Source organism: gamma proteobacterium symbiont of Lampromicra miyakona, from assembly GCF_059730895.1.
Window position 1 is genome coordinate 956,035 of record NZ_AP035932.1, and the last position, 13,719, is coordinate 969,753.

Consider the following 13,719-nt stretch of genomic DNA (forward strand, 5'->3'; position numbering starts at 1 on the left):
TCCCTGTGCAAAAACCGCATACGGCTGCACACCTAATGAAAACTGAGAATTCACAATACTATGGCGCAATTTTACTCCGCAAAACAGCGCGTGACGACGAAGCAACGTCTCAGCGTCACCATTGACGAGCTTGATCCCTTTGGTCAGGGCGTGGCGCGCCATAACGGTAAAACGCTGTTTGTCAGCGGCGCGCTGCCCGGCGAACAGGCCGAGGTGATCCTGACCGAAGATAAGCGTCAGTTTGCGCGCGGCAAAGCCAAAAAGATTACACAACCGAGCCCGCAGCGCCAGCAACCGCGCTGCATCCATTTCGGCGTGTGCGGCGGCTGCCAGCAGCAGCACGTGTCCGTGGCGCTGCAGCAGGAGAGCAAAGCGCGGGCGCTGGGCCGCATGCTGAGCCAGGAAGCGGCGCTGCCGGTGCAGGTGGATGAGATCATCAGCGCAGCACCCTGGGGCTATCGCCGGCGCGCGCGTCTCGGTTTGCAGTGGCTGCCGAAGCAGCAGCGCCTGCAGATGGGCTTCCGTCAGGCGGGCAGTAACGATCTGATTGATGTGACGCAATGCCCCGTTTTGGTGCCCGAGCTTGAGGCGCTGCTGCAGCCGCTGCTCCACTGTCTCAGCAGCCTGCACGCAGTGAAACGGCTGGGGCATGTGGAACTGGTGCTGGCGGATAACGGTCCGCTAATGGTGCTGCGCCATCTTGATGCGCTCTCCGCTGCGGACCGGACAAAACTGGAACGTTTTTCGCATGAGCACCGGCTGATGATCTGGCTGGCGGACGGCAGTGACGCGCTGCAGGCGCTCGGTGCCGAGCAGCCTTACTACCGCTCGTTTGATTTGCAGCTAACCTTTAGCCCGCAGGATTTCATACAGGTCAACGATGGCGTGAATCAGCAGATGGTGGCACAGGCGATTGCCTGGCTGGATCTGCAGCCGGACGATCGGGTGCTCGATCTGTTCTGCGGCATGGGCAACTTCACATTGCCGCTAGGAAAGTTCGTACAAAATGCGGTGGGTGTGGAGGGCGTTGCAGCATTAGTGCGCCAGGCAGAGTATAATGCTCAGCTTAACAATCTCAGAAATGTCTGCTTCTTCCAGCATAATTTAGAGGAAGATGTCTCGCGCCAGCCCTGGGCGGCGCAGGGATTTAATAAGGTGTTACTGGATCCGGCACGAGCCGGGGCCGCGGGCGTGATGTCGCATATCGTTAAACTTGCGCCGCAACGCGTGGTCTATGTTTCCTGTAACCCGACAACACTTGCCCGCGACAGTCAGACATTACTGTCGGCGGGCTACCATCTGGAAAGGGTCGCGATGCTGGATATGTTCCCTCATACCAGCCATCTCGAATCCATGGTGCTGTTTAGCAAAACATAAGCGATGTTTAAGTCGCTGTGGCAGGAGAGGATATGGTTGCGGTTAGAAGTGCGCATTTAAATACGGCCGGGGAATTTGCCCTTGACCAGTGGATCGCCAGCTTGAGTATCAGTAATCCGCAATCCTGCGAACGACTGGCGGAAACATGGCGCTACTGTGAAGCCGAAACGCACGACCATCCAGATCAGGCTCTGCTGCTGTGGCGCGGTATTGAGATGGTGGAAATTCTCACCATGCTCAGTATGGACATCGACAGTCTGCGCGCCGCGCTGCTGTTCCCGCTGGCCAATGCGGGCGTGGTGAGCGAAGAGGATCTGGAAAAGGCCTTTGGCAAAAACATCGTCTCGCTGGTGCACGGCGTGCGCGATATGGATGCCATCCGTCAGCTGAAAGCCATTCACAACGACTCGATGGCCTCGGAGCAGGTGGATAACGTGCGCCGCATGCTGCTGGCGATGGTGGAAGATTTCCGCTGCGTGGTCATCAAGCTGGCAGAACGTATTGCCCACCTGCGCGAGATGAAAGATGCGCCGGAAGATGAGCGCGTGCTGGCGGCGAAAGAGAGCACCAACATTTATGCGCCGCTGGCCAACCGTCTCGGGATCGGCCAGCTCAAATGGGAGCTGGAAGATTACTGCTTCCGCTATCTCCATCCTGACGAATACAAACGCATCGCCAAACTGCTGCACGAACGCCGCATCGATCGTGAACAGTACATTGATAACTTCGTCGATAACCTGCGTAAAGAGATGCAAAAAGAGGGCGTGCGTGCGGAAGTTTACGGCCGTCCCAAGCATATCTACAGCATCTGGCGCAAAATGCAGAAGAAGTCGCTGGCGTTTGATGAGCTGTTCGACGTGCGCGCAGTGCGCATCGTCGCTGAACGCCTGCAGGACTGCTACGGCGCGCTCGGCACCGTCCACACGCTGTATCGTCATCTGCCTAGCGAGTTCGACGATTACGTTGCCAATCCCAAGCCAAACGGTTATCAGTCGATTCATACCGTGGTGCTGGGCCCGCAGGGCAAAACGGTCGAGATTCAGATCCGTACCCGCCAGATGCACGAGGACGCTGAACTGGGCGTCGCGGCACACTGGAAGTACAAAGAAGGACCGACGGCCAGCAACGCGCGCGGTGCCGCAGGGCACGAAGAGCGCATTGCCTGGCTGCGTAAACTGATTACCTGGCAGGAAGAGATGGCGGATTCCGGCGAGATGCTGGAAGAGGTGCGCAGCCAGGTATTTGATGACCGCGTTTACGTGTTTACGCCGAAGGGCGACGTGGTCGATTTGCCGGCCGGTTCCACGCCGCTCGACTTTGCCTACCACATTCACAGTGATATTGGTCATCGCTGCATCGGTGCCAAAATCGGCGGCCGTATCGTGCCCTTTACCTATCAGCTGCAGATGGGCGATCAGATTGAGGTGATCACTCAGAAGCAGCCGAACCCGAGCCGCGACTGGCTGAACCCCAACCTCGGCTATATCACCACCAGCCGCGGGCGCTCGAAGATTCATGCCTGGTTCCGTAAACAGGATCGCGACAAAAATATCGCGGCCGGCCGGCAAATCCTGGATAGCGAGCTGGGCCAGCTGGATATCAGCATGCGCGAAGCCGAGAAGCTGCTGCTGCCGCGTTATAACGTCAGCTCGCAGGATGAGCTGCTGGCGATGATTGGCGGCGGGGATATCCGTCTTAACCAGATGGTTAACTTCCTGCAGGCGAAGCTCAACAAGCCGAGCGCCGAAGAGGAAGATCGCGAGGCGCTGCGTCAGCTGACGCAGAAATCACATCAGCCGTCGTCGGCGCGCAAAGAGAGTGGCCGCGTGGTGGTGGAGGGCGTCGGCAATCTGCTGCACCACATTGCGCGCTGCTGCCAGCCGATTCCGGGCGATGATATTGTCGGGTTTATTACCCAGGGGCGCGGCATTTCGATTCACCGCGCCGACTGCGATCAGCTCAGCGAACTGATTTCGCATGCACCGGAACGGATTGTCGATGCGGTGTGGGGCGAAAGTTACTCCAGCGGTTATTCGCTGGTGGTACGCGTGACGGCCAACGATCGCAGCGGGCTGCTGCGCGACATCACCACCATCCTGGCCAATGAAAAGGTCAACGTGCTGGGCGTGTCCAGCCGCAGCGACACCAAAAAGCAGCTCGCCACCATCGATATGGATATCGAGATTTATAACCAGCAGGTGCTGGGTCGCGTGCTGGCGCGCCTTAATCAGGTGCCGGATATTATCGATGCGCGCCGCTTACATTAAGCCCTGCTGAGACCGGTGCGCAGCAATGCGCACCCGGGCAAAACCGCGTAATTACCCTGCAGGGTCGCCATTAATGGCGGCTTTTTATCTTGTTGTTCCGGGGACTTTCATGACTGCTTTAAACCGCCTGCTCACCATCATGCAAACCCTGCGCGATCCGGTGCGCGGCTGCCCGTGGGATCGCCAGCAGACCTTTGCCTCAATCGCGCCGTATACGCTGGAAGAGACCTATGAAGTTATCGACGCCATCCAGCGCGAAGACTTTGACGATCTGCGCGGCGAACTGGGCGATCTGCTGTTTCAGGTGGTGTTCTACGCCCGCATGGCCGAGGAGCAGCAGCGTTTCAACTTCGATGACATCTGTAACGCCATCAGTGACAAACTGGAGCGTCGCCATCCGCACATCTTCGGCGAAGTCCAGGTCGATTCCACGGCCGAGGTGCTGAAAAACTGGGAGGCGATCAAGCAGCGCGAGCGTGCGGAGAAGTCGCAGCACTCGGTGCTGGACGATATCCCTAAAGCGCTGCCGGCGCTGATGCGCGCCTATAAAATCCAGAAGCGCTGTCACAGCGTAGGCTTCGACTGGGACAGCCTCGGGCCGGTGCTGGATAAAGTGCATGAAGAGATCGACGAAGTGATGCATGAAGCGCAGCAGGCCGTGGTGGACAGCGACAAGCTGGAAGAGGAGATTGGCGATCTGCTGTTCGCCACCGTCAATCTGTCACGCCATCTCGGCAGCAAAGCGGAAACCGCGTTGCAGAAGGCCAATGACAAGTTTGAGCGCCGCTTCCGTCAGGTAGAGAATATTATTCAGGCCCAGGGGCTGAGCATGGAACAGGCTACGCTGGCGCAGATGGAAGCCGCCTGGCAGCAGGTTAAAGCCGGCGAATAACCTTCTTCAGCCTCACCGCGCAGCGCAGGTGATTATTCCAGCGCTGCGCATAAAATCACCGGCCGAGCTTACTCGATTCAGCCAGTCGGCAACTTTGTGACGTACGTCAACATTTCACCCGGCACTCTCCGCTATGTTACAGGCTGTAATGCGAGGAGGATGGTGTGATTCATCAATTGTGGCTGCGGACGACTTCGGGTATACTGTTTTCCCGTCCTGGTTATTCCACCGTCTTTAAACCTAAACTCTCAGGTTCAGCATGACAACGAATTATATTTTTGTGACCGGCGGGGTCGTTTCCTCTCTGGGCAAAGGCATTGCCGCAGCCTCCCTCGCAGCCATCCTTGAAGCACGTGGTCTGAATGTGACCATCATGAAACTCGATCCGTATATCAACGTCGATCCGGGTACCATGAGCCCTACGCAGCACGGTGAAGTGTTCGTCACCGATGACGGGGCCGAGACCGATCTGGATTTAGGTCACTACGAGCGCTTCATCCGTACCAAAATGTCGCGCCGCAACAACTTTACTACCGGCCGTATCTACTCAGAAGTGCTGCGCAAAGAGCGTCGCGGCGACTATCTGGGCGCGACCATTCAGGTCATCCCACACATCACTAACGCCATCAAAGAGCGCATCATTGAAGGTGGCGAAGGTCATGACGTCGTGCTGGTGGAAATCGGCGGAACCGTGGGCGATATCGAATCCCTGCCGTTCCTGGAAGCGATTCGCCAGATGGCGGTCGATGTTGGCCGTGAACACACCATGTATATGCACCTGACGCTGGTGCCTTACATGGCGGCGGCGGGTGAAGTGAAAACCAAGCCAACCCAGCACTCGGTTAAAGAGCTGCTGTCGATTGGTATTCAGCCTGACGTGCTGATTTGCCGTTCAGACCGCGCGGTGCCCGCTAACGAGCGCGCGAAGATCGCCCTGTTCTGTAACGTGCCGGAAAAAGCGGTTATCTCGCTGAAAGACGTTGATTCGATCTACAAGATCCCGGGCCTGCTGAAATCGCAGGGTCTGGATGATTACATCTGCAAGCGTTTCAACCTGAGCGCGCCGGAAGCCAATCTGGCCGAGTGGGAGCAGGTGATTTACGAAGAAGCCAATCCGGGCGGCGAAGTCACCATCGGTATGGTCGGCAAATATGTCGAACTGCCGGATGCCTATAAATCCGTGATTGAAGCGCTGAAGCACGGCGGCCTGAAAAATCGCGTCACCGTTAACATCAAGCTGATCGATTCGCAGGACGTGGAAACGCGCGGCGTCGAAATTCTGAAAGATCTTGATGCTATCCTGATTCCTGGTGGCTTCGGTTACCGCGGTGTGGAAGGAAAATTGCTGACCGCGCAATACGCGCGTGAAAACAACATTCCGTACCTCGGCATTTGCCTTGGCATGCAGATTGCGCTGATGGAATTCGCGCGCAATGTGGCCGGGATGGAAGGCGCCAACTCCACTGAATTTGTGCCAGACTGTAAGTACCCGGTGGTTGCGTTAATCACCGAATGGCGCGATGAAAACGGTAACGTTGAACAGCGTACCGAGCAGAGCGATCTGGGCGGCACCATGCGTCTGGGAAGCCAACAGTGCCAGCTGACGCCGGAAAGCAAAGTGCGCCAGCTGTACGGCTCTGACGTCATTACTGAGCGTCACCGCCACCGTTACGAAGTAAACAATCTGCTGCTGAAGCAGATTGAAGCGGCGGGTCTGCACATTGCAGGCCGTTCCGGCGACGATCAACTGGTGGAGATCATTGAGATCCCGAATCATCCATGGTTTGTAGCCTGCCAGTTCCACCCGGAATTCACGTCGACCCCGCGTGATGGTCATCCGCTGTTCGCTGGCTTTGTGAAAGCCGCGCAGGAGCACCAGAAGCGTTTAGCGAAGTAAGAGTTTAACGAACAGCGCGCGAACTTTTCGCGCGTTGTTTGTCTTAGGATTGACTAACTTGTACTGAGGAAAATCGAATGTCCAAAATCGTTAAAGTCATCGGTCGCGAAATCATCGACTCCCGTGGCAACCCGACTGTAGAAGCAGAAGTGCATCTGGAAGGCGGTTTCGTTGGTCTGGCTGCTGCGCCATCAGGTGCATCAACCGGTTCACGCGAAGCACTGGAGCTGCGTGACGGTGATAAGTCTCGTTTCCTGGGCAAAGGCGTAACCAAAGCGGTTGCTGCGGTTAACGGCCCAATCGCTGACGCGGTAAAAGGCAAAGATGCCAAAGACCAGGCGAACATCGATAAGATCATGATCGAGCTGGACGGTACTGACAACAAATCCAACTTCGGTGCAAACGCCATTCTGGCGGTTTCTCTGGCAGCAGCGAAAGCAGCAGCAGCCTCTAAAGGTCTGCCACTGTACGCACACATTGCAGAACTGAACGGCACCCCGGGCAAATACTCTATGCCACTGCCAATGATGAACATCATCAACGGTGGTGAGCACGCGGATAACAACGTTGATATCCAGGAGTTCATGATTCAGCCGGTTGGCGCGAAAACCGTGAAAGAAGCCATCCGTATGGGTTCTGAAGTGTTCCATCACCTGGCTAAAGTTCTGAAAGCCAAAGGCATGAACACCGCGGTGGGTGACGAAGGTGGCTACGCGCCAAACCTGGGTTCAAACGCCGAAGCGCTGGCCGTTATCGCCGAAGCTGTTAAAGCAGCAGGCTACGAGCTGGGCAAAGACATCACCCTGGCGATGGACTGCGCAGCATCTGAATTCTACAAAGACGGCAAATATGTGCTGGCTGGTGAAGGCAACAAAGCCTTCACTTCTGAAGAGTTCACCCACTTCCTGGAAGACCTGACCAAACAGTACCCAATCGTTTCTATCGAAGACGGTCTGGATGAGTCTGACTGGAACGGCTTCGCTTACCAGACCAAAGTGCTGGGCGACAAAATTCAGCTGGTGGGCGACGACCTGTTCGTGACCAACACCAAAATCCTGAAAGAAGGCATCGAGAAAGGCATCGCTAACTCTATCCTGATCAAATTCAACCAGATCGGTTCTCTGACCGAAACCCTGGCTGCGATCAAGATGGCGAAAGACGCTGGCTACACTGCGGTCATCTCTCACCGCTCTGGCGAAACTGAAGATGCGACCATCGCTGACCTGGCGGTCGGTACTGCCGCTGGCCAGATCAAAACCGGTTCTATGAGCCGTTCTGACCGCGTTGCTAAGTACAACCAGCTGATTCGTATCGAAGAAGCGCTGGGTGACAAAGCGCCGTTCAACGGTCTGAAAGAAGTTAAAGGCCAGGCGTAATCGCCTGCGGATGTGGCTAAACGGCCACATCGCCTGACATCAAGCCCTGCCTCGTGCGGGGCTTTTGCTTTTTATGGCACGAAGCAGCTGTGAAGCGACGCACAAAATCTGCCATAATCTGCGCCTCGAATTTCTGACGTGAGTAAAAAATGTTCTACCCGATTAACGAAATGTTCCAGACGCTGCAGGGCGAAGGTTTTTACACCGGCGTGCCGGCCATCTTTATCCGCTTACAAGGATGTCCGGTGGGCTGTAGCTGGTGTGATACCAAACATACCTGGGAAACGCGGGCGGATCGGGAGACGTCGCTGGGGGACATTCTGGTCAAAACCGTGGAGAGCGATGCCTGGGGTAGCGCCGATGCGGCCACGCTGATTGAGAGCATTCAGCGTCAGGGCTGGACCGCCCGCCATGTGGTAATCACCGGCGGTGAGCCGGCAATTTTTGACTTACGTCCACTGACCGAAGCGCTGGAAGCGGCCGGTTTTCAGTGTCAGATTGAAACCAGCGGCACGCATGAAGTGCACTGTTCCGCTGCCACCTGGGTGACGGTGTCGCCGAAGGTGAACATGCGGGGTGGCTACGATGTGCTGCCGCAGGCGCTGCAGCGTGCCGATGAGATCAAACATCCGGTGGCGCGCGAGCGGGACGTGGAAGCGCTGGATGCGCTGCTGGCTGGCCTGCAGGATGAGAAAAAACGCATTGTGGCGCTGCAGCCCATCAGCCGTGGCGAGGCAGCGACCAGACTGTGTATTGAAACCTGCATTGCCCGCAACTGGCGGCTTTCGATGCAGACGCACAAATACCTGAACATCGCCTGATTCACCCGATGCGCACCCGGCAAAATCAACGCAATTGTGGCTGGTGCGCATCAATGCGCACCCTGTAAAACTCATTACACCGTAGGGTCGCCATTGATGGCGACCTTCTGACCTTTACCGCGGCTGTCAGCCGCGATAGACGCAACCTGCGGTGCAGGTCTCTTTGATCATCACTGCACTCAGCTCAGGCAGAATCGGCTTCATCTCATCCCAGATCCATTTCGCCAGCACTTCGCTGGTCGGGTTCTCCAGACCGGGAATATCGTTGAGATAATGGTGATCGAGGCGATCGTAGATCGGCCTGAACGCCGCCTTCAGTTCGGCAAAATCCATTACCCAACCGGTATGCGCATCCACTTCACCGGTAATTTCCAGTCGCACCAGAAATGAATGGCCGTGCAGACGACCGCATTTATGCCCTTCCGGCACGTGAGGTAAGCGGTGGGCCGCTTCAAACTGGAACTCTTTAAACAGCGTGGTAGACATAATGGCTCTCAGACGTAAAAACCGCTGAAGTCTACCTGAAAAGCAGATTTTTCGCACCCGCCAGCGCTGAAAAGGGCATTTCTGCCGATCTGCCGGTTACGCCGTTGATTAACTGATTGAATTACTACAACTTTATTTACCACTTTTACTGGTTAGGTTGACCCAAAAAACCACTTAGTCATTTTGGTTATTTATTATGTCGAAGCCTTATTTAATCGTTAATATACAGGCCGGTAACCTACCCACTCTTCCGCCGCTTCCCGGTACGGATTTCTGACACTGGAATTTTTAACGCGATGACGACTCAGGCACCCCCAGCGATGCTTCCGCTATCCCCGGAGCAAATTGCGCGCTTACAGGCCGCGACCACCGATTTCAATCCAACGCAGCTGGCATGGCTCTCTGGCTACTTCTGGGGCATGGTTAATCAGGCACCGGGCACCGTTGCCGCGCCTGCGCCAGTCGCCGCTGAGGTGCCGGGCATTACGCTGATCTCCGCCTCCCAAACCGGCAATGCGCGCCGGCTGGCCGAGCAGCTGCGTGACGATTTGCTGGCGGCGAAACTGAGCGTCAACCTGGTGAATGCCGGCGACTATAAATTCAAACAGATCGGTCAGGAAAAACTGCTGGTCATCGTGACCTCAACGCAGGGCGAGGGCGAACCGCCGGAAGAGGCGGTAGCGCTGCATAAATTCCTGCTGTCGAAGAAAGCGCCGAAGCTGAGCGATACCGCCTTTGCCGTGTTCGGTCTTGGCGATACCTCCTATGAATTTTTCAGTCAGGCCGGTAAAGACTTCGACCAGCGTCTGGCCGAACTGGGCGGCGAACGCCTGCTGGATCGCGTGGATGCCGATGTTGAATACAGCGAGCTGGCCAGCGCCTGGCGTCTGCAGCTCACCGATATTCTCAAAGCGCGCGTGCCGGCGGAACCGGCAGCGCAGCTGGCAGCCAGCGCGGCTGGCAGCGTCAACCTGGTGGACAGCAGTCCTTACACCAAAGAAGCGCCGCTCACCGCCAGCTTTGCTCTGAACCAGAAAATTACCGGTCGCAACTCAGATAAAGACGTGCGCCATATTGAAATCGATCTGGGAGGTTCCGGTCTGCGTTACCAGCCAGGCGATGCGCTCGGCGTATGGTATGAAAACGATGCGGAACTGGTGCAGGAGCTGCTGCAGCTGGTATGGCTGAAAGGCGATGAGCAGGTCGAGGTGCGCGGAGAAACCCTGCCGCTGGCCGAGGCACTGCAGAAACATTTTGAGCTGACGGTCAACACGCCGCAGATCGTCGAGCAGTATGCAGCCCTGTCGCGCAATGAGGCGCTGCTGGCGCTGGCGGGCGACAAGCCGAAGCTGCAAAGCTTCGCGCAGAGTTTCCCGATTGTCGACATGGTGCGCCAGGCGCCCACCGAACTGAACGCCGGCCAGCTGACTGGCCTGCTGCGTCCGCTGACGCCGCGGCTTTACTCCATCGCCTCGTCGCAGGCGGAGAGCGAAACCGAAGTGCATATCACCGTCGGCGCGGTGCGTTATGAAATTGACGGCCGTCAGCGCGGCGGCGGCGCTTCCACCTGGCTGGCCGATCGGCTGGAAGAAGATGGCGAAATCCGCGTGTTCATCGAGCATAACGATAATTTCCGCCTGCCGGCCAATCCGGATGCGCCAGTGATCATGATCGGCCCGGGCACCGGCATTGCCCCGTTCCGCGCCTTCATGCAGCAGCGTGAAAACGACGGTGCCAGTGGTAAAAACTGGCTGTTCTTTGGTAATCCGCACTTCACCGAAGATTTCCTCTATCAGGTAGAGTGGCAGAAATACGTTAAAGACGGTCTGCTGACCCATATCGATCTGGCGTGGTCACGCGATCAGGCCGAAAAGATTTACGTACAGGATAAAATCCGCGCCAGAGGGGCGGAAGTGTGGCGCTGGATTGAAGAGGGCGCGCACCTGTACGTCTGCGGCGACGCCAATCGCATGGCGAAAGACGTTGAACAGGCATTACTGGATGTGGTGGTCGAACACGGCGGCATGGATCGTGAAACCGCTGACGAATTTTTAAGTGAGCTGCGCATTGAGCGCCGTTATCAGCGAGACGTTTACTAATGAGCGAAAAACATCCTGGACCGCTGGTGGTTGAAGGCAAACTTTCCGACGCCGAGCGTCTGAAAAAGCAGAGCAACTACCTGCGCGGCACCATTTTAGAAGATCTCGACAATGGCCTGACCGGCGGCTTTACCGGCGATAACTTCCTGCTGATCCGTTTTCACGGCATGTACCAGCAGGATGACCGCGACATCCGCGCCGAGCGCGCCGCGCAGAAGCTGGAACCGCGACATGCGATGATGCTGCGCTGCCGTCTGCCGGGCGGCATCATCACGCCAACGCAGTGGCTGGCGATTGATAAATTTGCCACCGACAAAACGCTGTACGGCAGCATTCGCCTGACTAACCGTCAGACATTCCAGTTTCACGGCATTCTGAAGAAGAACGTTAAGCCGACTCACCAGATGCTGCATGAAGTCGGACTGGACGCGCTGGCCACCGCTAACGACGTCAACCGTAACGTGCTGTGTACCTCGAACCCGGTGGAGTCAGAGCTGCATCAGGAAGCGTACGAGTGGGCGAAGAAGCTTTCCGAGCACCTGCTGCCGCAGACGCGCGCCTACGCCGAGATCTGGTGGGATCAGGAGAAGGTCGCCACCACCGATCAGGAGCCGATCCTCGGTGAGACCTATCTGCCACGTAAGTTTAAAACCACCGTGGTGGTGCCGCCGCATAACGATGTCGATCTGCATGCGAACGATCTGAACTTCATCGCCATTGCGGAGAATGGCAAGCTGATTGGCTTTAACCTGCTGGTCGGCGGCGGCTTGTCGATTGAGCACGGCAACAAAGCCACCTATGCGCGCACCGCCAGCGAGTTTGGCTACCTGCCGGTGGAGAAGATCCTTGATGTGGCTGCGGCGGTGGTCACCACGCAGCGCGACTGGGGTAACCGTACCGATCGTAAAAATGCCAAAACCAAATACACGCTGGAGCGCGTCGGCGTCGAGACCTTTAAAGCCGAAGTCGAGAAGCGTGCCGGCCTGACCTTCGAGCCGATTCGCCCGTACGAATTTACCACCCGTGGCGATCGCATCGGCTGGGTGAAGGGCATCGACAAAAAATGGCACCTGACGCTGTTTATCGAAAACGGTCGCCTGCTGGATTATCCGGGCCGTCCGCTGAAGCGCGGTATCGCGGAGATTGCCAAAGTGCATCAGGGCGATTTCCGCCTGACCGCCAATCAGAACCTGATTGTGGCCGGCGTACCGGAGACGCAGAAAGCGCAGATTGAAGCCATTGCGCGTGAGCACGGCCTGATGGAAGCGGTTACGCCACAGCGTGAAAACTCCATGGCCTGCGTGGCCTTCCCGACCTGTCCGCTGGCGATGGCTGAAGCCGAACGCTTCCTGCCGTCCTTCGTCAGCAAAGTGGAGGAGATCATGCACCGCCACGGCGTCGGCGAAGAGCACATAGTGTTACGCGTTACCGGTTGTCCGAACGGTTGTGGCCGTGCCATGCTGGCCGAACTGGGCCTGGTGGGCAAAGCGCCGGGCCGTTACAACCTGCATATTGGTGGTAATCGCATCGGCACGCGTATCCCGCGCATGTACCGCGAAAACATCACGGAAAACGAAATCCTCGCCAGCATCGATGAGCTGGTGGCGCGCTGGGCCAGCGAGCGCACGGCGGATGAAGGGTTTGGTGACTTCGTGATTCGCGCGGGCATTGTGCAGCCGGTGGTCGATCCCGCCCGTGATTTCTGGGACCCGGAGGCAGTATGACACTACCCGATCTCGCCAGCCTGAACAGCGGCAGCAAAGTCGATCGCATCATGGCGCTGGCGGAAAGCAACGTCCAGCTGGAAAAGCTCTCTGCCGAACAGCGCGTCAGCTGGGCGCTGGAGCAGCTGCCGGGCGCCTTTGTGCTGTCGTCGAGTTTTGGTATTCAGGCGGCGGTGTTGTTGCACATGGTCACGCAGCAGCGCCCGGATATTCCGGTGATCCTCACCGATACCGGTTATCTGTTCCCTGAGACCTACCGCTTCATTGATGAGCTGACGCAGCAGCTGAACCTGAATCTGCAGATCTTCCGCGCCGAAACCTCACCGGCGTGGCAGGAAGCGCGCTACGGCAAGCTGTGGGAGCAGGGCGTTGAAGGGATCGAGCAGTACAACCAGCTTAACAAAGTCGAGCCGATGAACCGCGCGCTGCAAACGCTGGGTGCGCAGACCTGGTTTGCCGGCCTGCGCCGCGATCAGTCCGGCAGCCGTGCCAGCCTGCCGGTACTGGCCGTGCAGCGTGGCGTGTTCAAAATCCTGCCGATCATCGACTGGGATAACCGTCAGGTGCACCAGTATCTGAAGCAGCATGGGCTGAAGTACCATCCGCTGTGGGACGAAGGTTACCTCTCCGTGGGCGACACGCACACCACGCGCAAGTGGGAGCCGGGGATGGCTGAGGAAGAGACACGCTTTTTCGGCCTCAAACGCGAATGCGGGTTACACGAAGGCTGACGGGCGCAATTGCTGCGGGTGCGCAGCGGTGCGCACCCGTAAAAACCGG

Annotated in this window: 10 protein-coding genes; 9 read left to right on the forward strand and 1 reads right to left on the reverse strand. The window is 57.3% G+C overall.

From position 1 onward, the window contains the following. The first annotated feature begins 60 nt into the window (after positions 1 to 60). From rlmD to queE, 6 genes are all read left to right on the forward strand, one after another. Entirely contained in the window at positions 61 to 1,377 is a 1,317-nt protein-coding gene (rlmD, locus tag AC6I8P_RS04320; RefSeq protein ID WP_498031014.1) for a 23S rRNA (uracil(1939)-C(5))-methyltransferase RlmD, read from the forward strand. A 32-nt stretch (positions 1,378 to 1,409) separates the two neighbouring features. After that, positions 1,410 to 3,644 carry a GTP diphosphokinase gene (gene relA / locus AC6I8P_RS04325; protein ID WP_058780268.1) on the forward strand — a complete coding sequence of 745 codons (2,235 nt, stop codon included), beginning with the start codon at positions 1,410 to 1,412 and terminating at the stop codon, positions 3,642 to 3,644. A 109-nt stretch (positions 3,645 to 3,753) separates the two neighbouring features. Continuing rightward, positions 3,754 to 4,536: a nucleoside triphosphate pyrophosphohydrolase gene (mazG, locus tag AC6I8P_RS04330; protein ID WP_125310165.1), complete on the forward strand. Its 783-nt coding sequence runs from the start codon at positions 3,754 to 3,756 to the stop codon at positions 4,534 to 4,536. Between the two features lie 259 nt (positions 4,537 to 4,795). Beyond that, complete coding sequence (gene pyrG, locus AC6I8P_RS04335) at positions 4,796 to 6,433, forward strand: glutamine hydrolyzing CTP synthase (protein WP_021507363.1); 1,638 nt, start codon at positions 4,796 to 4,798, stop codon at positions 6,431 to 6,433. A 77-nt stretch (positions 6,434 to 6,510) separates the two neighbouring features. After that, entirely contained in the window at positions 6,511 to 7,809 is a 1,299-nt protein-coding gene (eno, locus tag AC6I8P_RS04340) for a phosphopyruvate hydratase (protein ID WP_021507362.1), read from the forward strand. Between the two features lie 149 nt (positions 7,810 to 7,958). Continuing rightward, complete coding sequence (queE, locus tag AC6I8P_RS04345) at positions 7,959 to 8,630, forward strand: 7-carboxy-7-deazaguanine synthase QueE (RefSeq protein WP_021507361.1); 672 nt, start codon at positions 7,959 to 7,961, stop codon at positions 8,628 to 8,630. A 126-nt stretch (positions 8,631 to 8,756) separates the two neighbouring features. Here queE and queD read toward each other — a convergent pair whose 3' ends face one another. Further along, entirely contained in the window at positions 8,757 to 9,119 is a 363-nt protein-coding gene (gene queD, locus AC6I8P_RS04350) for a 6-carboxytetrahydropterin synthase QueD (protein ID WP_176428100.1), read from the reverse strand. A 293-nt stretch (positions 9,120 to 9,412) separates the two neighbouring features. Here queD and cysJ point away from each other — a divergent pair, with 293 nt between their 5' ends. From cysJ to AC6I8P_RS04365, 3 genes are read left to right on the forward strand one after another with little or no spacing between them, the layout of a single operon-like run. After that, positions 9,413 to 11,215 carry an NADPH-dependent assimilatory sulfite reductase flavoprotein subunit gene (gene cysJ / locus AC6I8P_RS04355; RefSeq protein ID WP_215481460.1) on the forward strand — a complete coding sequence of 601 codons (1,803 nt, stop codon included), beginning with the start codon at positions 9,413 to 9,415 and terminating at the stop codon, positions 11,213 to 11,215. Then, the gene (gene cysI / locus AC6I8P_RS04360) at positions 11,215 to 12,939 is read left to right on the forward strand and encodes an assimilatory sulfite reductase (NADPH) hemoprotein subunit (RefSeq protein WP_498031015.1); all 1,725 of its coding nucleotides are present in this window, start codon (positions 11,215 to 11,217) and stop codon (positions 12,937 to 12,939) included. The genes cysJ and cysI overlap by 1 nt, the downstream gene beginning before the upstream one ends. After that, on the forward strand, positions 12,936 to 13,670 hold the full coding sequence (locus AC6I8P_RS04365) for a phosphoadenylyl-sulfate reductase (RefSeq protein ID WP_058759741.1): 735 nt from the start codon (positions 12,936 to 12,938) through the stop codon (positions 13,668 to 13,670). Before cysI ends, AC6I8P_RS04365 begins: the two co-directional genes overlap by 4 nt. The last annotated feature ends 49 nt before the right edge of the window (positions 13,671 to 13,719 follow it).

What these genes read in the sequence shown, in the direction of transcription:
- mazG (WP_125310165.1), top strand. Translation starts at nt 3,754, where the DNA reads ATGACTGCTTTAAACCGCCTGCTCACCATCATGCAAACCCTGCGCGAT.
- cysI (WP_498031015.1), top strand. Translation starts at nt 11,215, where the DNA reads ATGAGCGAAAAACATCCTGGACCGCTGGTGGTTGAAGGCAAACTTTCC.
- AC6I8P_RS04365 (WP_058759741.1), top strand. Translation starts at nt 12,936, where the DNA reads ATGACACTACCCGATCTCGCCAGCCTGAACAGCGGCAGCAAAGTCGAT.
- pyrG (WP_021507363.1), top strand. Translation starts at nt 4,796, where the DNA reads ATGACAACGAATTATATTTTTGTGACCGGCGGGGTCGTTTCCTCTCTG.
- eno (WP_021507362.1), top strand. Translation starts at nt 6,511, where the DNA reads ATGTCCAAAATCGTTAAAGTCATCGGTCGCGAAATCATCGACTCCCGT.
- cysJ (WP_215481460.1), top strand. Translation starts at nt 9,413, where the DNA reads ATGACGACTCAGGCACCCCCAGCGATGCTTCCGCTATCCCCGGAGCAA.
- rlmD (WP_498031014.1), top strand. Translation starts at nt 61, where the DNA reads ATGGCGCAATTTTACTCCGCAAAACAGCGCGTGACGACGAAGCAACGT.
- queE (WP_021507361.1), top strand. Translation starts at nt 7,959, where the DNA reads ATGTTCTACCCGATTAACGAAATGTTCCAGACGCTGCAGGGCGAAGGT.
- relA (WP_058780268.1), top strand. Translation starts at nt 1,410, where the DNA reads ATGGTTGCGGTTAGAAGTGCGCATTTAAATACGGCCGGGGAATTTGCC.